The organism is Acidithiobacillus ferriphilus, assembly GCF_018854775.1.
In the GTDB taxonomy this organism is placed as follows: Bacteria; Pseudomonadota; Gammaproteobacteria; order Acidithiobacillales; family Acidithiobacillaceae; genus Acidithiobacillus; species Acidithiobacillus ferriphilus.
In genome coordinates this window covers 1-25525 of the sequence record NZ_JAAZTY010000076.1, presented here as the reverse complement: position 1 = coordinate 25525, position 25525 = coordinate 1, and the positions used below count along the sequence as shown (strand labels likewise).

Annotated in this window: 25 protein-coding genes, 2 tRNA genes and 1 pseudogene; 10 read left to right on the top strand and 18 right to left on the bottom strand. The window is 57.3% G+C overall.

From position 1 onward, the window contains the following. Positions 1–917: pseudogene (locus tag HF921_RS06140) on the bottom strand (glucose-6-phosphate dehydrogenase); the annotation flags it as partial. After that, positions 918–1838, bottom strand: a complete 921-nt coding sequence (gene gnd / locus HF921_RS06135) for a phosphogluconate dehydrogenase (NAD(+)-dependent, decarboxylating) (protein ID WP_215893519.1) — start codon at positions 1836–1838, stop codon at positions 918–920. A 124-nt stretch (positions 1839–1962) separates the two neighbouring features. Here gnd and purT point away from each other — a divergent pair, with 124 nt between their 5' ends. After that, positions 1963–3147, top strand: a complete 1185-nt coding sequence (gene purT / locus HF921_RS06130) for a formate-dependent phosphoribosylglycinamide formyltransferase (protein WP_215893518.1) — start codon at positions 1963–1965, stop codon at positions 3145–3147. A gap of 35 nt (positions 3148–3182) precedes the next feature. On the opposite strand, the gene HF921_RS06125 is transcribed toward purT, so the two are convergent. Beyond that, on the bottom strand, positions 3183–4442 hold the full coding sequence (locus HF921_RS06125) for a pyridoxal phosphate-dependent aminotransferase (RefSeq protein ID WP_256442035.1): 1260 nt from the start codon (positions 4440–4442) through the stop codon (positions 3183–3185). Between the two features lie 219 nt (positions 4443–4661). Between HF921_RS06125 and HF921_RS06120 the strand changes: the two genes are divergently transcribed. The 7 genes from HF921_RS06120 (at position 4662) to HF921_RS06090 (ending at position 8552) form a co-directional block, all read left to right on the top strand. Then, positions 4662–4811: a hypothetical protein gene (locus HF921_RS06120; RefSeq protein ID WP_155735266.1), complete on the top strand. Its 150-nt coding sequence runs from the start codon at positions 4662–4664 to the stop codon at positions 4809–4811. Positions 4812–4889: 78 nt separating this feature from the next. After that, on the top strand, positions 4890–5270 hold the full coding sequence (locus tag HF921_RS06115) for a hypothetical protein (protein WP_064218783.1): 381 nt from the start codon (positions 4890–4892) through the stop codon (positions 5268–5270). Positions 5271–5285: 15 nt separating this feature from the next. Then, a complete protein-coding gene (locus HF921_RS06110) occupies positions 5286–6263 on the top strand; it encodes a heavy metal-binding domain-containing protein (RefSeq protein ID WP_215893517.1) in 978 nt (325 codons plus the stop codon). Continuing rightward, positions 6260–7084, top strand: coding sequence for a heavy metal-binding domain-containing protein (locus HF921_RS06105; protein WP_215849717.1), 825 nt, complete (start codon positions 6260–6262; stop codon positions 7082–7084). The genes HF921_RS06110 and HF921_RS06105 overlap by 4 nt, the downstream gene beginning before the upstream one ends. Before the next feature lie 39 nt (positions 7085–7123). Further along, positions 7124–7858, top strand: coding sequence for a PspA/IM30 family protein (locus tag HF921_RS06100; RefSeq protein ID WP_215893516.1), 735 nt, complete (start codon positions 7124–7126; stop codon positions 7856–7858). A gap of 81 nt (positions 7859–7939) precedes the next feature. Continuing rightward, positions 7940–8016 (top strand) — tRNA-Arg (locus HF921_RS06095). Between the two features lie 239 nt (positions 8017–8255). Further along, positions 8256–8552: a DUF1643 domain-containing protein gene (locus HF921_RS06090; RefSeq protein WP_226854734.1), complete on the top strand. Its 297-nt coding sequence runs from the start codon at positions 8256–8258 to the stop codon at positions 8550–8552. Between the two features lie 116 nt (positions 8553–8668). Here HF921_RS06090 and HF921_RS06085 read toward each other — a convergent pair whose 3' ends face one another. After that, positions 8669–9274, bottom strand: coding sequence for a YidH family protein (locus HF921_RS06085; protein ID WP_226834363.1), 606 nt, complete (start codon positions 9272–9274; stop codon positions 8669–8671). Positions 9275–9483: 209 nt separating this feature from the next. On the opposite strand from HF921_RS06085, the gene HF921_RS06080 reads away from it, so the two are divergent. Further along, a tRNA-Val gene (locus HF921_RS06080) sits at positions 9484–9558 on the top strand. A 28-nt stretch (positions 9559–9586) separates the two neighbouring features. Here the strand turns inward: HF921_RS06080 and HF921_RS06075 are convergent. The 14 genes from HF921_RS06075 to HF921_RS06010 all read right to left on the bottom strand — a co-directional run bounded on the left by HF921_RS06075 (position 9587) and on the right by HF921_RS06010 (position 24640). After that, positions 9587–9892, bottom strand: a complete 306-nt coding sequence (locus tag HF921_RS06075) for a tyrosine-type recombinase/integrase (protein WP_226834362.1) — start codon at positions 9890–9892, stop codon at positions 9587–9589. A gap of 347 nt (positions 9893–10239) precedes the next feature. Further along, a complete protein-coding gene (locus HF921_RS06070; RefSeq protein WP_215893515.1) occupies positions 10240–10650 on the bottom strand; it encodes a carboxymuconolactone decarboxylase family protein in 411 nt (136 codons plus the stop codon). Continuing rightward, on the bottom strand, positions 10643–11020 hold the full coding sequence (locus HF921_RS06065; RefSeq protein ID WP_215893514.1) for a PadR family transcriptional regulator: 378 nt from the start codon (positions 11018–11020) through the stop codon (positions 10643–10645). Before HF921_RS06065 ends, HF921_RS06070 begins: the two co-directional genes overlap by 8 nt. Beyond that, a complete protein-coding gene (locus HF921_RS06060) occupies positions 11017–11670 on the bottom strand; it encodes a class II aldolase/adducin family protein (protein WP_215893513.1) in 654 nt (217 codons plus the stop codon). The genes HF921_RS06065 and HF921_RS06060 overlap by 4 nt, the downstream gene beginning before the upstream one ends. 260 nt (positions 11671–11930) lie before the next feature. Next, on the bottom strand, positions 11931–12497 hold the full coding sequence (locus HF921_RS06055; RefSeq protein ID WP_064218923.1) for an ANTAR domain-containing response regulator: 567 nt from the start codon (positions 12495–12497) through the stop codon (positions 11931–11933). A gap of 4 nt (positions 12498–12501) precedes the next feature. Next, a complete protein-coding gene (locus tag HF921_RS06050) occupies positions 12502–12858 on the bottom strand; it encodes a sirohydrochlorin chelatase (protein WP_215892319.1) in 357 nt (118 codons plus the stop codon). 9 nt (positions 12859–12867) lie between these two features. Then, positions 12868–13653 carry a uroporphyrinogen-III C-methyltransferase gene (cobA, locus tag HF921_RS06045; RefSeq protein ID WP_215893512.1) on the bottom strand — a complete coding sequence of 262 codons (786 nt, stop codon included), beginning with the start codon at positions 13651–13653 and terminating at the stop codon, positions 12868–12870. Positions 13654–13666: 13 nt separating this feature from the next. Next, on the bottom strand, positions 13667–14698 hold the full coding sequence (gene ybiB / locus HF921_RS06040; RefSeq protein ID WP_215893511.1) for a DNA-binding protein YbiB: 1032 nt from the start codon (positions 14696–14698) through the stop codon (positions 13667–13669). After that, positions 14680–17481, bottom strand: a complete 2802-nt coding sequence (locus HF921_RS06035) for a nitrate reductase (RefSeq protein WP_215893510.1) — start codon at positions 17479–17481, stop codon at positions 14680–14682. The genes ybiB and HF921_RS06035 overlap by 19 nt, the downstream gene beginning before the upstream one ends. After that, a complete protein-coding gene (gene nirD, locus HF921_RS06030; protein ID WP_064218919.1) occupies positions 17478–17798 on the bottom strand; it encodes a nitrite reductase small subunit NirD in 321 nt (106 codons plus the stop codon). The genes HF921_RS06035 and nirD overlap by 4 nt, the downstream gene beginning before the upstream one ends. A 10-nt stretch (positions 17799–17808) precedes the next feature. Next, positions 17809–20262, bottom strand: a complete 2454-nt coding sequence (gene nirB / locus HF921_RS06025; protein ID WP_215893509.1) for a nitrite reductase large subunit NirB — start codon at positions 20260–20262, stop codon at positions 17809–17811. 238 nt (positions 20263–20500) lie between these two features. Further along, positions 20501–21739: an alginate export family protein gene (locus HF921_RS06020; RefSeq protein ID WP_215893508.1), complete on the bottom strand. Its 1239-nt coding sequence runs from the start codon at positions 21737–21739 to the stop codon at positions 20501–20503. Between the two features lie 22 nt (positions 21740–21761). Further along, complete coding sequence (locus HF921_RS06015; RefSeq protein WP_226834361.1) at positions 21762–23168, bottom strand: MFS transporter; 1407 nt, start codon at positions 23166–23168, stop codon at positions 21762–21764. 308 nt (positions 23169–23476) lie between these two features. Continuing rightward, positions 23477–24640 (bottom strand): CmpA/NrtA family ABC transporter substrate-binding protein, encoded by a 1164-nt coding sequence (locus tag HF921_RS06010; RefSeq protein ID WP_215893507.1) that lies wholly within the window; start codon positions 24638–24640, stop codon positions 23477–23479. A gap of 243 nt (positions 24641–24883) precedes the next feature. On the opposite strand from HF921_RS06010, the gene HF921_RS06005 reads away from it, so the two are divergent. Further along, positions 24884–25525, top strand: a 642-nt coding sequence (locus HF921_RS06005) for a Crp/Fnr family transcriptional regulator (RefSeq protein ID WP_215893506.1), incomplete at its 3' end; no start/stop codon positions are given.

Here is a 25525-nt window from a genome sequence, read left to right as displayed (position 1 = left end):
CCCGCCTCGTCCTGATAGCCGGGAACATGTTTGTTGTGGACAATGCCAGGCCCATACTGCGCGCGCATGGCATAGGCGGTGACGGCCGATTTGGGAATAGGGCGGATGGAACGCAGGACTTTGACTTTTTCGTCGCGCAGGCTGTCCGCTTCCAGCGACGGCGGTGGTTCCATGGCAATCAGCGTCAGAATTTGCATCAGGTGATTTTGCAGCATATCGCGCAGGGCACCGGCTTGGTCATAATAGCCGGCCCGGTTTTCAATGCCGATATCTTCGGCCACGGTTATCTGGACGTGGTCGATGTAATTGCGGTTCCAGACCGCCTCGATGGGTAAGTTGGCAAAGCGAAAAACCAGCAGATTCTGGACAATTTCTTTGCCAAGATAGTGATCGATACGATAAATCTGATCTTCGCGGAAGTGGCGATGCAGTTGCTCATTGAGTTGCACGGCGCTTTCCAGATCATCACCGAAGGGTTTTTCAATCACGATACGGTAGTCGCCATCCTGGTTAAATCCGGCCTCGGAGAGACGCTGTACCACTGGAATAAAATCGGCGGGACGAATGGCGAGATAAAAAATGGTGTCCGCCGGCTTTTCGGCCCCTTCCGGGGTCAGCAGGTTGCGGAGTCTGGCGTAAGATTCCGGCTCATGGATTTCACCGCGCACATATTCAAAATGCCTGCAGAAATCAGCAAAGTGGTCGGCGTGATAATTGCTGGCATAGGTTTCCATCTGTTCCTGAAGAAAATCTTGCCAGGCCTTGTCGTCCCAGGGGCGTCGTCCAAAGGCGAGAATACGCAACTCGTCAGGCATTCTGCCTGCGCAATGCAGATGATACAGTGCGGGGAGAAGTTTTTTGCTGGCGAGATCACCGGTAGCCCCAAAAATGACGAACTGACAATTACAGTTACTCATTCAGTCCTCCCTTTGCACGGCATGGCCGCCAAACTGGTTACGCATCATCGCCAGGAGTTTGGCGGCGTAGCCGTCGCGCCCCTGAGAGGCCCAGCGCATCTGCAGAGCGAGGGTGATGACCGGCGCGGGAATTTTCAGTGCGAGAGCTGCCTGCGCGGTCCACAAACCTTCGCCGGAATCCGCCACCACGGGCGCGATGTCGGCGAGCACCTGATCTTTGGCGAGGGTGTCGGCGGTAAGGTCGAGGAGCCAGGAGCGGACGACGCTGCCGTAGCGCCACATTTCGGCCACCTTGGCGAGATCCAGTCCGAATTCGGTTTTGCCCTGCAGGATGGCGAAGCCTTCGGCGAGGGCTTGCATCATTCCGTATTCGATACCGTTGTGGACCATTTTGACAAAATGACCACTACCAACCGGCCCACAGTGCAGCCAGCCTTTGTCGGTGCCCGGCGCCAGTGCTTCCAGAAAAGGCGTTACCTGAGTTACGGCTTCCTGGCTACCGCCGACCATCAGGGCATATCCCTCCTGTAGACCCCAGACACCGCCAGAAACACCGGCATCTACGTAATTCACCCCCGCCGCTTCCACTTTTTTGGATTGGGCGATGGAGTCCTCATAAAAGGCATTCGCGCCGTTAATCAGTATGTCACCCCTGTTCAACAAGGGAAGAATGGAGTCGATATGACTTTGGGTGGTCTCTCCGGCGGGGAGCATGAGCCAAACGATCCGGCGGCTGGGCAAGGCCTGAACGAGGGCTTCCAGACTTTCGGCAGCGTGCATGCCTGTTTCTTTAGCCAGATCAGTGGCTTTTTCGGTATGGCGATTGTAAACGGTGACTTCCAGACCCTTGCGGTGGAGACGCCTCGCCATATTGGCACCCATTCGACCTAAGCCGACCATCCCGATGCTTTTGCTACTCATTGCTTGCTCCTTTGCGTACACGCCTGGTCGAAAATGTTATCTTTAAGTATAGGCGCATAAGTTGGGGGGCATCTTTAACCTGCGGTGAGTTGCGCGAAGATTTTGTCTTTACAAGGGAAATGCAATGATACTTGGTACACCGCTTTCTGCTTCCGCTACCCGTTTACTCATGCTCGGTGCTGGCGAGCTGGGTAAGGAAGTCCTTATTGCCGCACAACGTTTGGGGGTGGAGACTGTTGCGGTGGATCGTTACGCCGATGCGCCGGCCATGCAAGTCGCCCATCGTTCCCATGTGTTGGATATGACTGATCCAGAGGCCATTCTGGCCATTGTCAAACGCGAGCGTCCGCACTTTGTGGTGCCTGAAATCGAGGCTATTGCGACTTCCGCACTGGCGTCAATCGAGGCGCTGGGGTTGGCCACCGTGGTGCCCTCGGCTCGGGCAGTACGGTTAACCATGGACCGCGAGGGTATCCGCCGCCTCGCTGCGGAAGAGTTGGGCTTGCCGACATCGCCGTATCGCTTCGCGGGGACACTGGCAGAGTTGGAAGAGGCGGCAATAATGCTGGGCTTTCCCTGTGTGATCAAGCCGGTTATGTCTTCCAGTGGTAAGGGGCAGTCCATAGTGCGCGGCGCGACGGAACTGGCGTTGGCTTGGCAGGAGGCGCAGACGGCGGGCCGCGTCGGCAGTCAGCGAATCATTGTCGAGGGCTTTGTCGACTTCGATTTCGAGATCACGTTGCTGACGGTGCGCTCTGCCTTTGGGACGACGTTTTGTGCGCCTATCGGACATCGTCAGGAAGCCGGTGATTATGTGGAATCCTGGCAGCCGCAGCCGATGGGTGAGGCAGCTTTGCGACAGGCGGAAAAGATGGCGGAATTGGTGACTGATAATCTGGGCGGACGGGGGCTGTATGGGGTGGAGTTTTTTGTGCGCGGCGAAGATGTCATCTTCAGTGAACTCTCACCCCGGCCCCATGATACGGGTCTGGTGACCCTGGCCAGTCAGCGTCAGAGTGAGTTCGACCTGCACCTGCGTGCCATTTTGGGTTTGCCGATCGATCCGGGCTTCCGGCGTCCGGCGGCTTCTGCGGTGATTCGCGGGAAGGATCTGGGTTGGGGGCCGGAATATTCAGGATTGGAGGAGGCGCTGGCTGTGCCGGAAAGTGATCTGCGGCTTTTCGGCAAGCCGACAGCCAGCAAGCTCAGGCGCCTCGGGGTGGGTATAGCTGGTGCCGATGACGTGGAGGAAGCCCGGAAGCGCGCCCGTCGAGTGGCTGCGGCGATAATAATCAGTCCTGTGTCCTGATCGGGGTTAATCCTGGGTACTAGGGTAACGCGCTCTCAGTTTTGGGGGCGGTCTGTCTGGCCGTTGATAAAAGCGCTGATGCGATCCAGGGCCATTTCCAGATTTTTATCGCTGGTCGCAAAGGACAGACGGATGTGGCCGGGTGTACCAAAGGCTGAGCCGGGTACTACTGCCACTCCGGCCTCCAGCAAGGCTTCAGCGAGGGCAAGATCGTCACGCAGGCCTTTCGCCGCTATGACTTCGCGAAATCCCGGAAAGCTGTAAAAGGTACCATCGGAGGGCATGGCGGCGACGCCGGGCAGTGCTTTCAGGCGGTCGTAGACATATTGGTGGCGCCGCTTGAAGGCATGCACCATTTCGTGGATGGCGCTGTCGCCACCTTCCAGCGCCGCCTGGGCGGCCACCTGAGCGATGGAGGTGGGATTGGAGGTGCTTTGGGACTGTACCGTATTCATCGCGGTGATCAGTTCCTTGGGGCCAGCACAGTAGCCGATGCGCCATCCGGTCATGGCATAGGCTTTGGATACGCCATTCATGATGATGCAGCGCGGAGTCAGATCCGGGCAAGCATTGGCGATGTTGACGAAGTCTTCATCGTAGAAACGGATTTTCTCATACATGTCATCGCTGGCGATGAGGATATGCGGATGACGGCGGAGTACTTCACCCAGTGCTTCCAGTTCCGGGCGACTGTAGGCCACGCCGGAGGGGTTGGAGGGGCTGTTGATGACCAGCAGGCGGGTGCTGGGGGTGATTGCCTCTTCCAGTTGCTCCGGGCTGATCTTGAAACGCCGGCTGGCGTCGGTATCGATGATGACGGGCCGCGCTTCAGCCAGCAGCACGATGTCCGGATAAGATACCCAGTAAGGCGCGGGAATGATGACTTCGTCGTCGGCATCCAGAAGGGCCTGACAAAGATTGAAGAAGCTTTGCTTGCCACCGACGGAAACGAGAATTTCGTCGGAATGGTATGACAAATGGTTGTCGTGGGCGAATTTGCCGATGATAGCGGCCTTCAACTCCGGTGTGCCGCCGACGGCGGTGTATTTGGTGAAGCCCCGGTGGATGGCGGCGATGGCCGCTTCCTTGATGTACTCCGGGGTGTCGAAGTCCGGTTCGCCAGCACCCAGGCTGACAATGTCCTTCCCTGCGCGGCGCAGTTGTTGGGCGCGGGCAGTGACCGCAAGCGTGGGGGAGGGGCGCACCGCATTCACGCGGCGAGAAAGGCGGATATCCACGATCATCAACTCCAGGGGCAAACTTACCGGGCGCGAGAAATGCGCGCAAGAGCGCAAATGATAAGCATCCTTCGACTAAAATCAACTGTTTTGCGCAAGGCCGGTATTTGACGGGATGTGGGGTGTGAAGGGTTGACGTTTTTTTGGTACTTCTATTTGGCTCTGCGGTGGGTAGTGATTGTGGCGAATTCTCTTCGGCGGTTATCGGGGAGAACTGGCGAAATGGAGGGCGTCCACGGCCAGCAAGCAGGGGATCCGCTGGTGGAATAGACGCAAATGGACAAGTTACTGAATGCGCTGATGGCAGCGATTTCTCTGGCTGCCCTCGGCGAACTGCTCTGTCCGCTTTATCGTCAGTTCGCGCAATTGCAGCGTTTACATGTGAAAATGGAAGATGGGCCGGAACTCCAAAAAATTCGTGCATGATCGGGATTCGCGAACTAAAGTTGGGACGAAGAGTCTCATTTCCGGTATATGAGTGGCAATCTAGGGAAGGGGCCCTGTATGAGTACGGATTTTGAGCGAAATACGGCCTGGATCAGACGGGCACAAACAGACATGAAGGCCTTTGTGGAAGGGTTGGCCGCGCGTCTTGAGGGTGACGTGCCAGGTTTTGTGGAAGTAGAGCGCAAGAAGGATGGATTTTTTGCGAAAACCAGCCACATTGAGTCCATTACTATCCATACTAATAATAACGACTATATTCTCAAAAAAGAGGGCGCCCATATCAGCACGGTGCGCGCGAAAACCGTACGTGGCGTAGTGCTCAAACACGAAGATTTATCGTTATCCGCCTGGCTGGAAAGCTTGGTTGCCGACCTGGCTGATCTCTCCGGCGAAATGCGGGGCGCCAGCGATACATTACACGACTTTCTTATGGGGTGATTTGAAGGAGGGGTTATGTCCATTTGGGACAAGATCAAACACGGCATTGAGGAAGTCGCACATGATGCCCAGCGTGCCGCAGAAAATATCGGTCAGAGCGCCAACAAAGGCATCCGCTCACAAACCCCCGAAGAAATGCAGCGTTACTCCGAATGGGAATTGGCGCTGCGCCAACACCGCCTCCCTTCTTTCGTTCAAAGCCGCATGTTTCAGACCAGTCAAGGGCAATTGCCCTGGATCAGTACGGCGCGGGCGTCTGAGTTGCTGTTGCAGCGCAGCCACGGCGTACAACCCGTTGGTATGGTGACCGGCAACTGCTGGTACCATTTTGGGTATTCTTGGACCCAGGGGCACTATGATGGCTGGCACATGGCGGTAGAGCGCATGCGACTGGAGGCACTGGCCATGGGTGCGAATGCCATCGTCGATGTACGGATGAAAGTGCATCATGGTGAGCACGAAGATATGGATTATGGCGTTACCGGCACGGCCATCCGCATTCGCGGGCTGCCACCGTCCACGGAGCCGGTCGTGGCTACTGTTTCGGCACTGGAATTTGTCCGGTTACTGGAAGATGGAGTGGTGCCCGTGGGCATCGCTATCGGTGCTAATTTTGATTGGTATAGCCCGTGGATGGGTACCATGGCTGAGCAGGCCGCGCAGTTCTCCCCCTTTGCTGCACGCTACTGGAATATGGAAATCACCGATCTGTCTACATTCCAGGAAAATGTCCGCCGTCGCGCCCTCTATGATTTACGCGAAGACGGGCGGCGTATGGCGGCCGCAGTGTTGGCGCATACCAGCACCACCCAGATGTTTCGGGTTGCCGCCGATCAGAATAATCCGGAACGCTTTCTGTGCCGTCATATCAGTATTGGCACGGCCATCAGCTATTTGCCGAAAAACACCCCTCAGCACGAACTGATTCCGATGATTTCACTCCTTGACCATCCACTGAAAAGTGCTGCCACGACACGAAAGGATCTTATATGACCGATACTACGGAACAACTGGCTCCTCATGCCATCGAACGTCTGAAAGGCTTGCGTTCGCAGGGCAGTCACGAAGGCATATTTACCTCCGATCTCTCCGTCAATGAATTCGTCATGGTCCGCAAGGCCAATTTTGAGCCTTTAGGGCTGGTGGTGGGGTCCTGCATTTACCATATGGGTATTCAGTATGGTAACTGGAATCAGAACATGGAGATGGATGTATTGTCCCAGGCCATGTACCAGGCTCGCGAACTGGCTATGAGTCGCATGGAACAGGAGGCTATCCTGCTACAGGCGGACGGTATTGTCGGTGTGCGCCTGGAAGTCAAACGCATGGAATGGGATCAGGATATTCTCGAATTCATGGCGATTGGTACGGCTATCGCGCATCGCAGCGGCGCCTCTGGATTCAAGGGGGTAGGGGGTAAACCTTTTACCAGTGATCTCAGTGGGCAGGATTTCTGGATGTTGCTGCAGGCGGGTTATCGACCGATGGAAATGGTAATGGGCTCCTGTGTATATCATGTGGCCCACCAGAGTTTTTTGAAATCCATGGGTAATATAGGGCGCAATACAGAAATGGAGCAATTTACGCAGGCCATGTATGACGCGCGTGAACTGGCCATGGAGCGTATGCAGCATGAGGCACAGGAGGCTCAGGCGGATGGAATTACCGGCGTGCAACTGCATGAAGGTAGCCACAATTGGAAGCCGCATATCATTGAATTTTTTGCGGTGGGCACGGCGGTGAAGGCCATGGACAACGCGGATGCGCTGGTTGATGCCCTGCGTCCGCAACTGGTGATCCCGGTTAATGACTGATGCAGTGAACAGCGCGACGCCGTCGCAAGGAGTAATCTTATGTCGATATTTAAACATGCCGCAGAGATACTGGAAGGCAAAGTGAATCATTTTCTCGATAATGCGGAAGACCCGGGGGAAAGCCTAGACTTGTCCTATGAAAAAATGATTACGAATTTGCAGGATACCAAAAGGCATCTTGCCGATGTGGTGACCGAGCGTGTCTCATTGGAAAACCAGATGGCGCAGGCGCAGAAGACCGTCGACAAAGCGGATGCGGATGCGCGAATGGCTCTAGAAGCCAACCGGGAAGACCTGGCGCGCGCTGAATTAGCCCAGAAGCAGTCTGAATTGCAGAAGATCGCTTCCTTCAAGGAAGCGCATGATACGGTGGCGGCTCAGGCGCAAAAGCTGACGGATTACGAGAATAAGCTTCAGGACCATATAGAGCGGTTCAGAACGCAAAAGGAGATCACCAAGAGTGAACTGACGGCAGCGCAGGCGGAGGTCAAAGTCAGCCAGGCACTCACGGGCATTGACAAGGATATGGATGGCGCCGGTGATGCCATGCGTCGCGCTCAGGATCGTGCCCAGCACATGGAGGCCAAGGCAGTGGCGATGGATGGCCTGATGGAGTCAGGTGCGCTGAATGATCCTTTGGATAGCCGCAGTCAGACCGAAAAAGAGATGGACAAGGTGCGTGTGACGAGCGGTGTGGATGATGATCTCGCCAGGCTCAAGGCGGAAATGGCGAAGAATAAGGACACATCGGAGGGCGGTATCACCGGTAGTTGAGGGCCCCGATAGGTGCCGAGGCAGAGGAGGAAGCAGAGGAATTGACCGCCCCCCCGTCTGTAGGTATATTACGCCCTCCACGCGCTCGTAGCTCAGCTGGATAGAGCAACTGGCTACGAACCAGTAGGTCGGCGGTTCGACTCCGTCCGAGCGCACCATAAAGTAAGGGCATTGAGGTATTCCTCTCTGCCCTTTTATTTTTTGAGACCCTCATGTTTATGGCTTCGGCTATCTTTGCTCCAATCTGGCCACTTTGTGAAGGAGGTGACCGTCGCGCATTGGTAGGACTGTTCAGCATGCCTCCGCCGTAGATACCACTCAGATCACTGCCTTGTTCTCGCCCTGCAGGACATGGCGATACCGGTTCACTCTCCTATTTTCCAGCCGCAAGGGGAGCATGCTTACGATTTTCCTGAAAAACCCTTCCAGTACAAGCGAGATGACCGCTGACAAGACCGTACGCACTGCTTCAGAATATATCTGGCGCCATTTCCCGCAAGCGGGTGGGCTACATGTTTTGAATTTTTACGCCTTACGCGGCACTGATAGCAAGGAGGTAGGCGGCACGCTGAGACAACAGGGAGAGGCCTATGTCATTGGTCCGGAAAATGATGGCGTCATTATTGCCTGGGGTGGCCATGCGGGTATTCCGCCGGCGCGTGGAGCACTGCCTCGGTATATTGGACAAAAGTAAGTCGGTTATCTGGAGAAATGAGAGAAGGGGATCAGAAAAATATCCATTTCATGCGCGCTATTGGTCCTATGACGACTATCTAGCGCTCGTACGGATGCCCTTGGCGGCAACCGACATCAGGGCGACACACGGATGATCATGACTGCCAGAACGAGCGTGATACTCAGCAGAATGACACCATAGAGACCGTAGAGAAATTTGTGGACATGATAAGAACCCTCGTCCACTTTTTTGACCGTGCGAATGAAGTTGATGCCCCCGATCACCAGATTGGTGATGCCGAGAAGAATAAAGATGATCCCCATCCCGGAGAATCCTTCTCCCATGATGAGCTTGGTGTGCAGCATGGTGGAGAGTTGCTCCAGAAAGAAGTCGAACTTCTCAATGACAAAACCAAAGGCAATCAGGCCGATACCGGTTCGCACCCAAGCCAGGAAGGTGCGTTCGGCGGCCATATAAATGCGCGGATCAATGATTTCTTTTGCAGCCACAGGGAGTCCTTTTTCGATGTGTTCCAAGTCCGACATAAAGCGAAATCCTACCACAAAAACCAGGGCGATGGCGGGCCAAGTCAGCCAGTTGAAAAGTTCGGTAAAAAAATGTGCCAATGTTGCGTAATGCAGCGCCTTAAATAGTACCGCCAGACGCGCGGAAACCAGGCCAGTGCCGATAGCAACGAAGAGGAGTTTGAAATAGCCCAGATAGGTGCGCTCCAGGGCCATGTAAAGTCGTGGTTCTTGGACCGTTGGCAGGTGTCTCAGGAACATCATGAATAGGGTGACCGTCGCTGATAGGGCATCTGAGGCACCATGTGGAGTGATAGCGGTTGGCAGTCTAACGTGAAAAAAAGGATGTGAGAAGGTCGAAAGCGTTTGACCTTGATGCCTTTGATTGGTATTTTATGCCGTCTCCAGATGAGCTTGCTCATTTTGGGCGGTTAGCTCAGCGGTAGAGCACTGCCTTCACACGGCAGGGGTCACAGGTTCGAACCCTGTACCGCCCACCAGATAAAACAAGAAGTTACGACACCGACGCTAAGCCGGTTTTTTCTTGAGTGCATTTTTGAGTACAGACTCGGAAAAGGCCCGTTCCAAAGCGACCGATTGCGCATCGGTTTGAAGATGCGCGTAACGCTCAGTCATCTTGGTGGATGAATGACCCAGGATGCGACTAATGGTGTACAGGTCAGCCCCAGACGCAAGCAGGATAGAGGCACAGGAATGACGAAGATCATGGAAGTGCAAATCCGGCATTCTGGCTTTCACACGAGCGCGGCTGAAGCCAGACTTGAGTCCTTCGCTATTGATGGGGAGCGGGATAAACGGTAGCCATCGGCGCATCGGGCCGATAATGGGTACGGTTCGGGGGTGTAAGAATTTTTGTGTAAATGGTCATTTGGCAGGAAACTGCCGTCCTGTGAGAAAGGAGTTGTAAATGACTATTAGTGAAGCAATGGTTACTGATCTACCACTGGCTAAATCCGGTGAGCTAACGCAGTAATGCATGAGTTAGTGGCAATCTTGCAATAGGTTACCCCTTGCTGCTGTAGGAGGGATAATGAGTGAGACCGTCAGTGTGCGAGTGGCTGTCTGCACCCATATTGAAACCGCCGGCAGTCGCCCGCCGGTACATGAGCCGGACGGGCGTATACCGACGTAGTGGCTTCTTTAGGATTTGGAAATCAAAACTAGCCGGTAAGGCCATTATTTTTCTCCGTGTCCAAAGATTGGGCCGGTATTGCCAAGGCGCGGGTCACGGCCTGAACACCCAAGCTGAAAGCAGGCATGCCAGCCACGATCGCCGCAGTCTCCAAGACGCCATGCAGTTCGGCGACCGTGGCGCCCGCGACAAGGGCTGCGCGGGCATGAAGCTCCGCTGCTGCCGCTTCGCTACGTACGAGGAGCATGCCAAAATGGACCAGCTGTTGCACTTTTCGGTCGAGCGGATTCTCGTGAATAAGCGTTTCTCTCAGGTTTTCTATGGCATCTAGGGCCGTTTCCCGTCCTGCTTGACGGGCAATATCCTGTCGTAAGGGCCAGCTGTCAGGCACCACTCCAAAAAGTTCGACATACCGTGAACGGATAGCTTTCTCATCCATGGAGTCGCGCCTCTACGTTGCCATCCGACTCCGCCAGTGCCTGCCAGTGCCCCAAAAACCAGTCGAAGGCGCTACGCCGCTTGCTGATGTCTTCGCTCCAGCCTCGCAATTCATCGTGCCCATCGGCAGTAATACGATAAATCCGTCGTGCAGAACCGCTGCCTTCGGTATCCCAGGCAGACTGGACACTCCCTCGGACCTCTAAGTCACGAAGCGCACGATAGAGATTCCCTATATCCACTTGTAGTCCGTCAGGGAGGACGCCATTGATCCGCCGGTGGAGATGAAGACCATGGTCTGGCATTTCCCAAAGCAACAGCAGGGAAAACGCGGCGAGATGTCGACCTGGCCGAACACGGTCATTACTCATGACGTCATCTGGAATTGGTGTTGGCGCCCCACCACCTCCTCGTAGGCAGCCTTTGGCAAAGGTTTCGCGCCACCCAGAGCCCGAGCATGGAGCACCAGTTCCGCTGCTTCTTCCAAGGCCGTGAGTCGAGCCAATGCTTCACCGAGATCGGCTCCTGCCACCAGGACCCCATGGTTGGACAGCAATACTGCGCTGATCGCTGGGTTCACGAACGCTCGGAGGATACCTTCAACGGACTCCTGCGAACCGCGTGGTGCCCAGGCCACTACCGGCACTTCCTCATGGATTCCGAGACGCAATAATGGCTCATACACCGCCGGCAAGGGCTGTTGTGCAATGGCGAAGGCCGTAAGGTGGGCCGGATGGCAGTGAACAATGCCGCCAAAATCCCTGCGCTGGCTATAGACTTTGGCATGCATCTCAATAACTTCCCGAAATGTGGGCTGGAAGGCTTCCTGACCTGAGCCGTCCAGACCTACCCAATCCAGATCATCCGCCCGTAACTGTGCCACATCACCACCGCGGGTCATGAGCATACGCTCTCCGGATCGGACAGAAAGGTTGGCATGATTACCATGAAAAAGCAGTTCTCGATCTCTCAATCTGTTAGCGGTATCCAGAAGGTTCTGGCCAATGCTCTGAGTATTCATAGTAGTACCTCCTATTAACTATATATGTATACTACATATATATGATCAGACGCGCCACTCTGTTCTTTGGAGCAGTCCGCAGCCTGCGAGCTATCGCCAATTTTTATGTATTAGCGTATTCTAATACATTTTAGCCAGCGTCCTGTTGATTGACACCATTGGAAAGATCATCAGGAGGCAGAGAATCCGCGAAGCGTTAGGATGATACTATTTTTTCCGTGGACAGCTAGGGAACGGAGTGCTGATCTGTTGGAGCATGGTTACGAGCTGATGGTAATCACCATCTCGGCGATCTCCGCCAATTTTTTGCCCTTATCCATCGCCAGGCGGCGCAGGCGGCGGTAGGCTTCGGCTTCGTCAATCTGCAGATCACGCATGAGAATACCCTTGGCTTTTTCCACCAGCTTGCGTTCGGAGAGGGCATCTTTGGTGTCTTTGAGTTCTTTGCGTAGCAAGCGGTAGTCGGCATAGCGCAAGGCAGCGACCTTGAGAATAGGGGCGATATCGCGGGCGGAGATGCCGTGGGCGACGTAGGCAGCGACTCCTGCACGGATGGCGCGGCGCATGGTGTCTTCATCCTCGGGAGCGCCGAGAACGACAACCGGAAGTTCTAAGGTTTCGCTGAGAAAAACAATGTGTTCGAGGACATCGCGCTCCGGCGTGCCGGCTTCGGCGATGATGACGTCGGGTTGCAGTTTTTCCAACCGTTGCCACGAGAGTTCTGTCCAAACAAAAATGTCGGCGACTTGATGGCCTTCTAGATGGAGGGCGTCACGAAGCATTTCCGCGCGCTCCGTATTGTTGTCGATCAGGACGATGCGGTGCATGGGCTCATTGCAGGGCTTGCAGTGCAGCGCGGACGATGATCTCTGATTCGCCGAGAGGGCTATCGATGGTGATTTCGCAGCCAGATAATTCAAGCTGAAGTTGGGTGACAAGCGCTGGTAAATCCTCCTGCAGGTGCCTGCCGCTGCTCCAGAAAATTGGCGAAACCCGGTACCGGCGCAAACCGGAAGCGTAGGCCTTGCGCATCGCCTCAGCGAGGCTGGGCGTCCATATTTCCAGATAACAGAGTATGATCTTTCGCTGTGGCTGGCTTGCTTGCAGGCGCATGGCAATAACCTCGAAGGGTAGTCGCCATTGCGGATTGCGTGAACCGTGGGCCAGCAGGAACTGTACTTGAGACACGAAAACTCCTTAAGGTTGTTGCATTAAGTGGCGCGCAGCATCTTCTGTTTTCGGTAGCCAGGCGCAGAGCTCGGCAATCTCCACGACCGCGCCGATAATCAGTATGGCCGGGCTGCCGAGTCCGGCACGGGCAATTTCCGCGCTCAGTCGTGCCAAGGGCGCCTGCACTTGTTTTTGCTCTAAGGTGGCCCATTGTACGGCAAGACACGGGGTTTCCTCTGCAAGACCGCCTGCCATAAGATTTGTACAGATGCCGGCCGCCCGTTCGATGCCCATATAGATCACCAGAGTATCAGCCGCCTGGGCGTGGCGCGACCAGTCTGGAGCCTTGCCACCGCGCGCTTCATGGCCGGTGAGGAAGAGTACGGACTGGCTGCGATGGCGGTGGGTGAGGGGCACTCCGGCGTAAGCTGCCGCAGCCATGCCACTGGTGATGCCGGGAATGATTTCGTACTCGACGTTGGCAGCGCGCAGGGCCAGGCATTCTTCACCGCCGCGACCGAAGAGGAAGGGGTCACCGCCCTTCAAGCGTACAATCCTCAGCCCCTGCCGTGCGGCACGGATGAGCTGCTCGTGAATGAACAGTTGTGGCGTCGAGTTTTGGCCACCGCGCTTGCCCACTTCGACCTTGCGGCAATGGTCCGCCGCCATGTCGAGGATACGCGGGTTGGCGAGGGCGTCATAGAAAATGATCTCGGCCTCGGCAATACGTCGCGCCGCTTTGAGGGTGAGCAGTTCGGGGTCGCCGGGGCCTGCGCCGACAATGGAGACCGGAGGGAAGGAGGGTTGGTGCATGGGGCTTCTCCGGTTATGCCGCATCGTGGGAAAGGATTTGAGAAAGGTGGGTGCGGGCGCTGTCCACATCGGCGCAGCGGCCGCTGAGGCAAAGCAAGCAAATTACCTGATCGGCTAGCGCCGGGGGCAAGGGAGCGTGTCCGGTGAGCACCTGTGCCATGAACCGGCAGGTAGCACTGACGCCCTGATCATCAGGCAAGACCGGGATCTGGAGTAGTGGCTTATCGTCTTTAGCCACCCACAGAGTGCATTCTCCCGCTAGGCAGGTATGCAGATCGGGGCGGCGTTTGGGGTTGGCGAAAGGTTCGCCTTCGGTGCCGCGCAGACAAAGAGCGCGACGCCCTGTTGCGGTAAAAAAAGCCTGCAGAAGCGCCAGATAGGGTGGATGGGTAACCCCGGCGCAATGTACCGCAGGCGTCCGGAAGGGATTCATGAGTTTGACGACCGTATGTACGCTGGAGCGAACGCCGAGTTGTTGACGGAGTCGAAGCATTCGCCCGAGGCCTGGACAGAGCTGTTCCACAGGCAGGTAGCTGAGCCCTTGCTGCCGCAATTGGGTGCCCGCCTGCACATTGTCCTGGGCGATGGGTAGGCCAAATGCAGTAAAAATCCGTGCCGTGCCGACCCGCCCGGAAGGGTCATGGTCGCTCAGTGTCATGGCACTTTCCATGCTGCTGGCATGCAGGCCATGCAGCAATACTGGTACGCCGCAACGGGCGAGGATGCATGCCAGCAAAGGCAGCAAATTGGCCCCACGCCGAGTCCCATTGTAGCTGGGTAAAATGACCGGCTGACAAGCACTGTCGAGGACAACGGGCCGCAGGCTGGCCTCGCTGGCGCGAACGAAGCCGCGCAACTCGTCCACGGATTCGCCCTTGATACGATACGCCGTCCACAGCGCACCGGCGCTAAGATCAGGAAGTGTGCCCGCCAGCCAAGCGGCAAAGAGGGTCTGGGCTTCTTCCAGAGATAAGTCCTCAGCATGTTCGCGGCCCCGCGCCACACGGCCGACGAGCTGGGGCAGATTCAGAGTCGGGGCGCGCATGAGGCCTCCCGGCGCATAAGGCGGATGATGTCGAGGATTTCCGGTTTGCAGGAGCCGCATTCGCCGCCCGCACCGCAAGCTTGGGCGATCTGGCCAAGGGTAACGGCGCCTGCGGCAACGTGTTGCTGCAGAATGCGTTCATCCACCCCGGTGCAGGCACACACTCCCCGTGAACGCACCCAGGTGCCCATGTCGGTGGGGACTTTGGGAGCAAAAAGGGCATGCCGGTAAGAATGCACATCGGCGGCACTGAGTAATAGTTCGCGCAACCAGTCACGGGTGACGTCTTCCCCGAAGAGACGCGCGGCATAAAGCTGATCCTGCCGAATGCAGAGGCGTTTGCGTATGCCCCGGCGGCCATCGTCATAGTCGATGATGTCGAGGCTGTCCATGCCCAGGGCCTGATCCCAGGCCTGGATATCACTGGCCGCCGGGGCCTGTTCACCGGCGATGCGAAGAATGAAGCCCTCGCGTTCGCCCCGGCGCATGCGAGCGAGGCTGGCGTAGGGGAACTGGCGGGCGATCTGTTGGGCGGCATGGAAATACGCGTCTTTGTCCAGCAAGCGCAGAATCGTACCTTGCCAGGGGAATAACACCGGCTCTACCCGTACAGCCGTATGTTTGAATTCCGGCTCGCCGGAAATGGGATCAATGGCTGCGAGAGTCAGTTGATTGCAGAGGGCGGCGGGGGCGTAGCGGCGCCCGAAATGCATAGGGGCGAAAAGGAGCCCCGGCTGCAGATCGGCGTTGACCCTCACCCTGAGGATATTATTGCCGCGTCGGCTGCTGACTTTGGCCAGCATGTCGTTATCGAGATTCAGGCGTCGCGCATCGTCCGGTTGTATTTCGAGAAAGGCTTCTGCATCGCTGGCGAAGAGGGCGGCCACTTTGCCAGTGCGGCTCATGCTGTGCCAATGATCCCGCAGGCGGCCGGTGGTCAGGCGTAAGGGATAACGTGCGTCGATTTCTTCGGCAACCCCCAGATATTCGGGATCACGGAAACGGGCGCGGCCACTTGGTGTGGGGAAAACGCCGTCGGCGTACAGGCGCGCTTGCCCGGCTACGGCGCCTTCTGGATAGGGCCACTGCTGCGGTCCCTGATTGTCCAATACGGAGAAGTCGAGACCAGTGATGTCCAAATCCCGGCCCCGGGTGCATTCCCGGTATTCCAGAAAAATACTGGTGGAATCGGCAAAGTTGAACATGCGCTGGGCACGTGCAGCCCAAGAGGCATCTTTTGCGCTTGGCAGTGGATGGTTGAGGGCATCCAGGGCGTCACCGAGAATAAAGGCGAAATCGCGGAAGATCATCCAGTCGGGCAGGGCGCTGCCCGGTGCGGGAACTGCGGTTCGCAGATGGGTAATGCGCCGTTCAGAGTTGGTCACCAAAGCTTCGCGTTCACCCCAGCTGGCAGCGGGAAGCAGGAGGTCCGCATAGGCGGCAGTTTCGGTGCCCAGAAAACTGTCCTGCAAGACGACGAGACGGGCTTTTTCGAGAGCGCGCTGCACTTGTGTCTGGTCCGGCATGGACAGTACCGGGTTAGTGCAGGTGATCCAGACAGTTTCAATCTCCCCGCGTTCCAGCGCCTGGAATAGGGGTACTGCGGTGTAGCCGGGCTGTGGATGCAGGCTTTCCACCCCCCAGAGTGCGGCGATTTCTGCCCGGTGCTCGGGGTTGGCAATTTCGCGATGACCGGGGAGGAGTGCGGGCATACCACCGGTTTCACGTCCGCCCATGGCATTGGGTTGTCCGGTCAGACTGAAAGGACCGGCGCCCGGTCGGCCGATTTGTCCGGTGGCCAGATGCAGGTTGATGAGAGCAACGTTTTTATCAGTGCCATGACTGGATTGATTCAAGCCCTGACACCAGAGGGAAAGGGCGGCGGGCGCCTGGCCGAAGGCTATTGCCGCGGCACGCAGGTCGGCAACCGGAATGGCGCAGGTTTCCGCTACCCATTGCGGGGTATAGTTCTGCACCCGCGCCTTGAGTTCTTCCCAGCCCTCAGTATGGGTCTCAATAAAGGCCCTGTTCAGGAACCCTTCCCAGATCAGAATGTGCAACATGCCGTGAAACAGCGCCACATCGGTGCCCGGCTGAATGGGCAGAAAAATATCAGCGATGGCGGCGGTCGGTGTGCGCCGCGGATCGACAACGATAATCTGCAGTTCCGGGCGGCGTAACTTCGCGGCCTCGATCCGGCGGAACAGTATCGGATGGGCGTAGGCGACATTGGCACCAACAATAAACAGGCAATCAGCGCTGTCGAAGTCCTCATAACCGCAAGGCACAGAGTCCATGCCGAGGCTGGATTTGTAGCCCGTTACCGCAGACGCCATGCAGAGCCGCGAGTTGGTGTCGATATGATTGGTGCCGATAAAGCCTTTGGCCAGTTTGTTGACGACATAATAGTCCTCCGTCGATAATTGCCCGGAGACATAAAAAGCCACGGCCTGGGGGCCTTGCGTATGGATAATTTCCGCCCAGACCTTCGCCATCTGCATCAGGGCCTCCGGCCAGCGCAGGGGCGACCAGTTTTCGCTGCCGCGCTGGTGTTGCAGGGGTTCGCGGGCGCGATCATCCCCCCGGCTGGTCAAATGCAGGTTGCTGCCCTTGCTGCATAGTTGCCCAAAATTGGCAGGGTGATCCGGGTCGCCGCGCACGCCGGTAATGTGCTGGCCATCATGCTCAATGATGACGCCACAGCCAGTCCCGCAGTAGGGGCAAGCCGATTTGCTCTCTAGACGGCGCAATGGTTGCCCGCTCTGCGGGCGGATCAAGGTCATGGTGTCACCCCCTCCAATCCCAGCCAGACCTGTCGGCCTTCGATTTTCACCGGAAAAGTCTTTACGCAACCATGGTCTGGCGCCATCGCCTCGCCTTTTTCCAGATCAATCTGCCAGTTATGCAGCGGACAGAACACGATTTTTCCAGAAATGAAGCCTTCAGACAATGGCCCGCCACGGTGTGGGCAGCGATTGCTGACGGCGAAAATCTTGTCATTTTCGTTGCGCAGGATGGCGATTTGTCCTTGGGGGGTATCCACATAACGACCACCAAGGGCGGGGATTTCTTCTATGCTGCCAAGTGCTAACCATTCCATGGGGATCACCTCAAGCAGGGATGCGACGCAAGGGCGCGGCGTGAATGTTCAGGCAACCGGAAACCGCCTCCGCCCAAGGATCTTTTTCCTGGGACAGGGCGAAATCCAGGCGTGCGGCGAGCTGTTGGCGGGACGCCACATCCATCACCACAATGGCTTTTATGTGGTCCAGGCCGACCCGTTCCACCCAGGGCGCGGTACGCTCCAGATATTGGGCATCTTCCCGGTACATTTGCAGAAAGGCCTTAGCCATTTCCAGCACTTCATCATGGGTTTTGACCTTGCAGAGGAGTTCAGCGGCACGCACCTTCATACCGCCGTTGCCGCCCACATAAAGTTCCCAGCCCGAATCGACGCCGATGATGCCAAAGTCCTTGATGGTGCTCTCAGAACAATTGCGCGGACAGCCGGAGACAGCGAGCTTTACCTTGTGTGGTGCCCACATGCGCTCTAGCCCCTTCTCCAGTTCGATGGCCAGGTGGGTGCTGTCCTGCACCCCGAAGCGGCAGAATTCAGTACCCACACAAGATTTTACGGTACGCAGAGCCTTACCGTAGGCGTGCCCCGAAGGCATGCCCAGTTCCGCCCAGATTTGCGGCAAGTCTTCCTTTTTCACGCCGAGCAGGTCGAGACGCTGGCCGCCGGTAAACTTCACCATCGGCACGTTATGGCGTTCCGCCACTTCGGCGATGCGCTTGAGCTCCGCAGGACTGGTTACTCCGCCGTAAATACGGGGAATCACTGAATAGGTGCCATCTTTCTGAATGTTGGCATGGGCACGCTCGTTGATGAAGCGAGACTGGGCATCGTCCAGACCCTCTGCTGGCCAGGCGGTGCGCACGTAGTAATTCACCGCCGGCCGACAGGTGGCGCAACCGCCGGGGTGCCGCCAGCCCAGACGAGCGAAAGTCTGCCGTACGGAGAGGAGCTTTTGCTGGATAATGGCATCGCGGATCTCTTGATGGGTGAAATCGGTACAGCCGCAGAGCGCCTTTTTTTTCGGGCTGCTGTCATAAAAACCGCCAAGGGTGCTGGCTAGCAACTGTTCCACCAACCCGGTGCAGGAACCGCAGGAGGCGCTGGCCTTGGTGCATTTGCGCACCTCCTCCAGTGTAAACAGGCCTTGCTCGCGGATGGCTCTGACGATACTGCCCTTGGCTACGCCATTACAGCCGCAGATCTCGGCCCCGTCGGCCAGCCGCGAAGCCTGGTTTTCACCGGCATGACCAGAATTGCCCAGATGGGTTTCGCCGAAAACAATATTGTCGCGGAAGGCGGAGACGTCCGTGCCATCGCGCATGAGCTGAAACAGCCATGGACCGATGCTGGTATCCCCATAAAGCAAACCGCCGACCACCTTGTTGTCCTGTAAAATAACTTTCTTATAGATACCCTGATTGCCATCCAACAGGGTAACCTCCTCAAACCCTTCGCCCCCCATAAAGTCCCCGGCAGAAAACAGTTCAATTCCCGTGACCTTGAGTTTGGTACTGGTGACCGAGCCCTGATAACGCATCCGCCCGTACTCGGCGAGATGATTGGCGGCCACCTTGGCCTGTTCAAACAGCGGCGCTACCAGCCCGTAAGTCTGACCGCGGTGCTGCACACATTCGCCGACGGCATAAATGCGAGGGTCGTATGTTTGCAGGGTATCATTGACCAGAATGCCGGTCTCGCATTGCAAACCGGCAGCCTGGGCGATGGCAATGCGTGGTTTGATGCCGATAGTCATCACCAGCACGTCCGCCGAAATTTCGCTGTCATCGGTAAAACGCAGGCCGGTGACGTGGGTATCACCGAGTATCTCGGCACTTTCCTTGTCGAGCAGAAAACGCACCCCACGGTCCTCCATGGCCTTCTGCAGCAGGGCACCGCCACGGGCATCCAGTTGCTTGTCCAATGGCCAGGCACGACGATGCACCACGGTCACTCCCATGCCCCGCGCGCGTAGCCCGTGGGCCACTTCCAGTCCCAGCAGACCGCCACCGATAACCACCGCTTCACCACCCAGCTCGCTGCTACGGGTGAGTTCTTCTACATCGGACATATCCCGGTAGCTGAATACTCCGGGCAGGTGGTTGCCGGGAATGGGTGCAATAGCCGCCGCCGCTCCGATGGCTAACAACAGACGATCGTAAGGCGCGGAGCATCCGTCTTCGGTCAGCACTTGTCGCTTCACCCGATCTATGGCTGTCACTCGGCTTCCGGTATGTAGAGTAATTCCGTGTTCCGCATACCAACCCAGCGGGTTGAGAATGGTTTCTTCCAAGGCCATCTCCCCGGCGAGCACCGGAGTGAGGAGAATCCTGTTGTAATTGGGATGGGGCTCATCCCCAAAAATGGTAATCTCGTAGAGTTCCGGCGCCATTTTCAGCAGTTCTTCGACGGCGCGAATACCCGCCATGCCGTTGCCGACCACCACCAGACGCGCTTTGCGATGTTGTACAGCTACGGGGTTCATCATTTTAAGGCTCCTGAAATAGAAAAAAGGCGTCGTCAGCCGAATTGCTGACGACGCCTTTGCCGTTTTGCACTATAACGATCATTGGGGATCGCGTTGTGAATTATTAAGGCAATAGTCGTGCCTGATTTCATGGCAAATAAAAACAGATAATTATGGTATACGCTGCTGTGCCATGACGTATTATGGTGCGACCGCTGGTGCAGTTGCATCAAAATGGCGCAATTGGGCGACGCTGCGGCTAGAATTTCGCCGTCACGAAAATCCAAGCGCCCTCGGTATTCACTCCGTAACTGGTGCGCCGGTAATTCGCGTACTGTACTCCGGCACCCCAGTGTTTGGAAAAACTGCGGGTGGCCGACAAATCCAGCTCGTACCCGTATTGCGCACCCCCGCGGTCGGCCTGAAAATCATAATAAATGGCCGCCAGTTGGGTGCCCATGAGCTTACCGCCGAGGGTGCAGTACAGGCTACGCAAACCTTTGGGCGGCGTAACCAGAAAAACTTCTGCCCAGCCATTAAAGGCATGTTTGGTGGCGAGCGGCGTTTGAAAGCCGTAACTGCCCTGACTATTTGTCCCCATGACCATGTAGTCGGCATGCAGCCAGAGCTCCGGCAGCGCCAGACCGGCACCAACGTGATAATACTGGGCATTCACCGCCGCACCTCCGCTGTCATAAGGCAACTGTTTGGCATAGCTCAGGTCGTAGGGCAGGTGCAGAGCGTCCCCCAGAGGAATGGCGCCCTGTACCCGTACGCCCAGCGTAGCGCTGTTACAAACCTGCGCATTACCCGCCAGAAAACATGCCGCCGCTCCGGGAATGGCGCTATGCGCCTGATTCCCATAGCCATAGCCGAAGGCTTGCGCATGCAGTAAGGGGGATGGTGTCCAGCTCATCTCACTGAGAAAGGTTCGCGATGGCACATTTTCATTGAGGATGTTTTTGATCCGCCATATATAAGCCCCGTAAAGTGTCAGATCGGGCAGTGCTTCGTCCTGCGCCGAAACGGCATCGAAACTCTGCGGCGTCTGCCGAAAACCCACCGCACCAACAAAGCGTTCGTCATCGAGATTGATTTCCTGACGGCCGGCGCGCAGGCGCAGACCGGGAATGCCCGCATACTGGAGATAGGCCTGATTGACGTTGGTTTCCGCTGGATCGGGAATCAGTGAATAGGCTGCTTTACCGTTTTTCAGGCTGTTGTATTGATCGACGATCCCGGCGACATTGATGAACTGCAGATCGGCGCTGATCCCGGCGACGGGCTTGCTCGCCAGACCAAGCAGGGTTTGCAGCGTGAAGGCATTGGCGTCGTTTTTGTTCGCCTGAGACATGAATTCATAGCGCGGACGAAAGTCGAGGTTGACCTGGCCACCGCTGATGGCATTGGTCAGGGTGTCTGCCTGAGCGGTGCTGGCCAGCAGGGCGAAGAGGGCGGCGGCGTAATGACGACGTCGATGTAAAAATGACTGCGACATGGGTTTCTCCAGTATTTTAGGGTTATTCGCTTATGGCCGCCGCGTTTTGCAAAGCGGGGGGGCTGACGGCGTCCGCAGCGGCGACTTCATGTCGTGCCCAGGGTAGCCAGTGGCGGCGCATGGCCAGCACCAGTCCCAGCGCCGTCGTCGCGAGGAGGGCGAAGCAGGCGAAGCCAAGGTGATAGGTCCCTGTTTCTTCCTTGGCGATGCCAAGGATTACCGGCAGATAGAAGCCACCAATCCCGCCCGCCGCGCCAATGATGCCCGTCATGATTCCGGTCTTCAGCGGCCAGCGCAGGGGTACCAGTTGAAAGGTCGCGCCATTGCCCAGCCCGAAGCAGGCATAAAGGAAGAGCAGCAGGGCCACGGCCACGGTTGGCGACGGCGTCCACAGGCCAAAAGCGGCGTCCGTCAGCGCGATGCCGCCGAGAAACCAGCGCAGGGCGATAACCCCTGAAACCCGGTCGGCTAGCATCCCGCCCAAGGGCCGCAACATGGCGCCGGTGAAGGCAAATAGCGCCATCAACATACCCGCCTCGATTTTTGGCAAATGATACAAAGATACCAGCAACAGACTGATGTAGGAGGACATGCCCACGAAACCGCCGAACGTGATGCTGTAGATGAGGATGATGACCCAGGTGTCGCGCTCTCGGAGGGCTAGGCGGTAACGCTGCGGTAGCACCGAACCCGCGAGCAGCACTCCGAAGACTGGCAGCATCAGCAGCGCAGCCTTGCCGTGTAGTCCGAGCCAACCCAGCGGTGTCGCCACCGCCAGAAAGGCCAGTCCGGCCAGTGTTGCTGCAAAACTGGCCAGCGCCTGTCCGACGTGCCCGCTTTTCGGCGCGTTGTCCTTACCCCAGAAGAACATCATTACTCCGGCCAGTGCCAGCAGGGGCAGAGCGGCGGCCGTAGCGTGCGCCCAGCCGAACTGGGCGGCCAGCGGCGGAAACAGAAAGCCATCCAGTACCGCGCCAATGTTACCGGCCGCCGCGATCCCCAGGACCGTCCCCTGTACTTTGGCGGGATAATTGCTCCCCGCCATCGGCAGCGCCACCGCAAAACTGGCACCTCCCACACCGAGCAGAATGCCGAGGACAATCAGCAGGGAAAAGCTGGGTGCCAACGGATAAAAAAGCAGGAAAAGCGGCGGAATGGCCGATAGGGCAATGCCGCCCAGTGCTAGCCAGCGCCCGTCCATGGTCTGATAGAGATTACCCATGGCGACGCGTAGAATCGCTGCCGCCAGTACCGGGACGGCGACTAGAAAACCCTGTTCCGCAGGGGTGAGTCCCAAGGTCTTGATCATATACGGCGCGAGGGGGCCGTAGAGCAGCCAAACCGTAAAACCAGTATCGAAATAGAGAAAGCTGGCAACCAGCGCCCGCCAGTTGCCGGTGCGCAGCAGCGTCAAAAGTTCTTTCATCATGGCCTCCTTGAAGGCAGAGTGCTGGACATGAAAAAAGGCGCTCCTGGCTGGTTGGCCAGGAACGCCTTCGTTCCAAAACGCTGTCCGTCGGTGAACAGTGCTTGTGGGTCTTTAAGCAGTTATCATGCCATTATTTGTGTAGTGCCGCCGAATGTGCCGACGCCGTGCCGTCGTGCGGCATATTCATAGGCTTTTCTGCCAAAGGACCACAAGAATGCGGGGGTGCGAAACCTCTCCGGGAAGCGCGTGCGATGGGCAATACCAGTGCGGATGCACCAAAATTTCGCGTTATCATGGTGCAAGCGGCTTTACGGCAACACGCCGCTCCCATTAAAAATGCGGCTGGCACCCATGCGGATCGTGCCCCCCTGATCATCCGCCAGCAACCAGGGCTGCGCTTCGCCGCCCCAGGCGACGAAGTCCTCTTTCGGCACGGGAATCCGCAGGGCATGCGCCGCCTGCCGGTATTCGGCGCTGCGATACACCCGCGGAATGAGTATCGCGGCATCCGCACCCTCCGGCCATTGACCTGCTGCCTGCATCTGCCGCACCAGCCAGTGCGCATGGGAATGCCAGGGAAAATTCGCTGAATAGCGCGTAAACACATGGAAATCCTCCCGCTGCGGTAAGCCCGGCACCGAGCCGGTCAGTGCCAGTGCGACGACTTCAGCAGGTACATCAATGGCCGCCGCCACCCAAGGTGCTGCCTCCAGCCGATGCTGTGGATCATCCAGCCAGTGCCCTGCCGCCAGAACCGCGCGAATCAGGGCCTGATGTACCCCAGGCTGCGCCAAGGCCCAGTCCTCGCGCACGGCGAGTACCTTTTCCATCATGTTGTTCCAGAGAGCGTAACTGCTGACGATGGGCATTCCCACCCCCTCCACCGCGGCCAGAGTTCCCCAGGGCTCACCAACACAGTAGCCATCGATCTCGCCGGCGCGCAGCGCCTCCACCATGTAGCGCGGTGGCACCACGCTGATCTGCACCTGCGTCGCCGGATCAATGCCCGCCGCCTGTAGCCAGTGGCGCAGTTGATAATGATGGTTGGATACCGGCGATACCACCGCGAAGCATAGTTTGGTGGCAGGATATGTCTGAATGACCCGGTGCAAAGCGGTGGCCGCCAACAGGGGCTGATCTCCGCCTGTCAGACCTGCATCCGTCAAACGTTGGTGCAGCGCGCTGCTCACAGTGATCGCATTGCCGTTCAAGGACAGTGTCAATGCCGTTATCACCGGTATTCGCGGTGAGGCGATGCCCAGTGTCGCCGCCAGCGGCAGCGGTGCCAGGGCATGCGCTGCCACCAGATCACCGAAAAGTAGATGGTCACGCAAACTCGCCCAGGACGGTTCCCGCTGTAAGTCCACCTGCAGACCCTGTTCGGCAAAGAAGCCGCCCTCGCGGGCTACAATCAACGGTGCGCTATCGACCAGAGCTACATAGCCAATGCTGAGAGAGTGTTCATGCGCCATGATAGATTCTCCAAAATAAGCGGCACCTACAAAAAATCCTCGCGGCCTAGAATCAGGTGGCGAGGACGTCGTTGTCCAGAACGTTTGAGTCAAAGCAATAAATACGCCAACCGTTTCACTCGCGCCGCCATCTGGAATTTCATCTGCGTAGTTCCTGACATCGGTCATGGTGGTTGACGTCGAGCAAGTGGCAAGAGATGCTGATCTTTCTGCCCGTCCCATATTCTGGAGAAAGTGCTGCCCATGGAGAATAACAAGGAGGCGTTGCTCCCCCGCCTACGGCAAACCCCGCTCTTTGCCGCCTGGCCAGAGGATGTCATCGCGCCGCTGCTGGCGCAGTCCCGACCGCTGACTCTGGAGTCAGGGGATATCCTCTTTGCCGAGGGATCGTCAGCCCGATCCTTCTATTTCCTGGCATCGGGGCGAATTGATCTGATTGCGGCGGCGGCGACCGGGCAGGAGAAAATTGTCGAAATCATCCAGCCCGATGACCTTTTCGCCGAGGCGGTGGCCTTTCTCGGTGGCCGTTATCCGGTGACGGCGCAGGCCGATGTTGCGACCACGGTGCTGGAGATTCCACTGGACCTCTTCGTCGAGAGCCTGGAGCAACGGCCATTGTTGATGCGCCAGATGCTGGCACGCCTCAGCATGCGCCTACATTTTCTGGTCAAGGAACTGCGTCATCTGAGTGTGGAATCGGCGGAGCAGCGGCTAGTGAGTTATCTGCTGGATCTGTGCCCGATGCTAAATGGTCCCGCGGCCTTCGAACTCCCTGCCAGGAAAGCGGCGGTGGCGGCGCGTTTGGGCCTGGCGCCGGAAACCCTGTCGCGGGTGTTGACCCGCATACGTAAGGCCGGACTCATAGAAGTGGAACGCCGGATGATT

What these genes read in the sequence shown, in the direction of transcription:
- HF921_RS06105 (WP_215849717.1), top strand. Translation starts at nt 6,260, where the DNA reads ATGACCGATACTACGGAACAACTGGCTCCTCATGCCATCGAACGTCTG.
- ybiB (WP_215893511.1), bottom strand. Translation starts at nt 14,698, where the DNA reads ATGCGCGCCCCGACTCTGAATCTGCCCCAGCTCGTCGGCCGTGTGGCG.
- gnd (WP_215893519.1), bottom strand. Translation starts at nt 1,838, where the DNA reads ATGAGTAGCAAAAGCATCGGGATGGTCGGCTTAGGTCGAATGGGTGCC.
- HF921_RS06060 (WP_215893513.1), bottom strand. Translation starts at nt 11,670, where the DNA reads ATGAATACTCAGAGCATTGGCCAGAACCTTCTGGATACCGCTAACAGA.
- nirB (WP_215893509.1), bottom strand. Translation starts at nt 20,262, where the DNA reads ATGATGAACCCCGTAGCTGTACAACATCGCAAAGCGCGTCTGGTGGTG.
- HF921_RS06015 (WP_226834361.1), bottom strand. Translation starts at nt 23,168, where the DNA reads ATGATGAAAGAACTTTTGACGCTGCTGCGCACCGGCAACTGGCGGGCG.
- HF921_RS06090 (WP_226854734.1), top strand. Translation starts at nt 8,256, where the DNA reads ATGCTTACGATTTTCCTGAAAAACCCTTCCAGTACAAGCGAGATGACC.
- HF921_RS06065 (WP_215893514.1), bottom strand. Translation starts at nt 11,020, where the DNA reads ATGAGTAATGACCGTGTTCGGCCAGGTCGACATCTCGCCGCGTTTTCC.
- nirD (WP_064218919.1), bottom strand. Translation starts at nt 17,798, where the DNA reads ATGGAATGGTTAGCACTTGGCAGCATAGAAGAAATCCCCGCCCTTGGT.
- HF921_RS06035 (WP_215893510.1), bottom strand. Translation starts at nt 17,481, where the DNA reads ATGACCTTGATCCGCCCGCAGAGCGGGCAACCATTGCGCCGTCTAGAG.
- HF921_RS06115 (WP_064218783.1), top strand. Translation starts at nt 4,890, where the DNA reads ATGAGTACGGATTTTGAGCGAAATACGGCCTGGATCAGACGGGCACAA.
- cobA (WP_215893512.1), bottom strand. Translation starts at nt 13,653, where the DNA reads ATGCACCAACCCTCCTTCCCTCCGGTCTCCATTGTCGGCGCAGGCCCC.
- HF921_RS06075 (WP_226834362.1), bottom strand. Translation starts at nt 9,892, where the DNA reads ATGCGCCGATGGCTACCGTTTATCCCGCTCCCCATCAATAGCGAAGGA.
- HF921_RS06010 (WP_215893507.1), bottom strand. Translation starts at nt 24,640, where the DNA reads ATGGCGCATGAACACTCTCTCAGCATTGGCTATGTAGCTCTGGTCGAT.
- HF921_RS06120 (WP_155735266.1), top strand. Translation starts at nt 4,662, where the DNA reads ATGGACAAGTTACTGAATGCGCTGATGGCAGCGATTTCTCTGGCTGCC.
- purT (WP_215893518.1), top strand. Translation starts at nt 1,963, where the DNA reads ATGATACTTGGTACACCGCTTTCTGCTTCCGCTACCCGTTTACTCATG.
- HF921_RS06100 (WP_215893516.1), top strand. Translation starts at nt 7,124, where the DNA reads ATGTCGATATTTAAACATGCCGCAGAGATACTGGAAGGCAAAGTGAAT.
- HF921_RS06110 (WP_215893517.1), top strand. Translation starts at nt 5,286, where the DNA reads ATGTCCATTTGGGACAAGATCAAACACGGCATTGAGGAAGTCGCACAT.
- HF921_RS06020 (WP_215893508.1), bottom strand. Translation starts at nt 21,739, where the DNA reads ATGTCGCAGTCATTTTTACATCGACGTCGTCATTACGCCGCCGCCCTC.
- HF921_RS06055 (WP_064218923.1), bottom strand. Translation starts at nt 12,497, where the DNA reads ATGCACCGCATCGTCCTGATCGACAACAATACGGAGCGCGCGGAAATG.
- HF921_RS06085 (WP_226834363.1), bottom strand. Translation starts at nt 9,274, where the DNA reads ATGGCCCTGGAGCGCACCTATCTGGGCTATTTCAAACTCCTCTTCGTT.
- HF921_RS06070 (WP_215893515.1), bottom strand. Translation starts at nt 10,650, where the DNA reads ATGGATGAGAAAGCTATCCGTTCACGGTATGTCGAACTTTTTGGAGTG.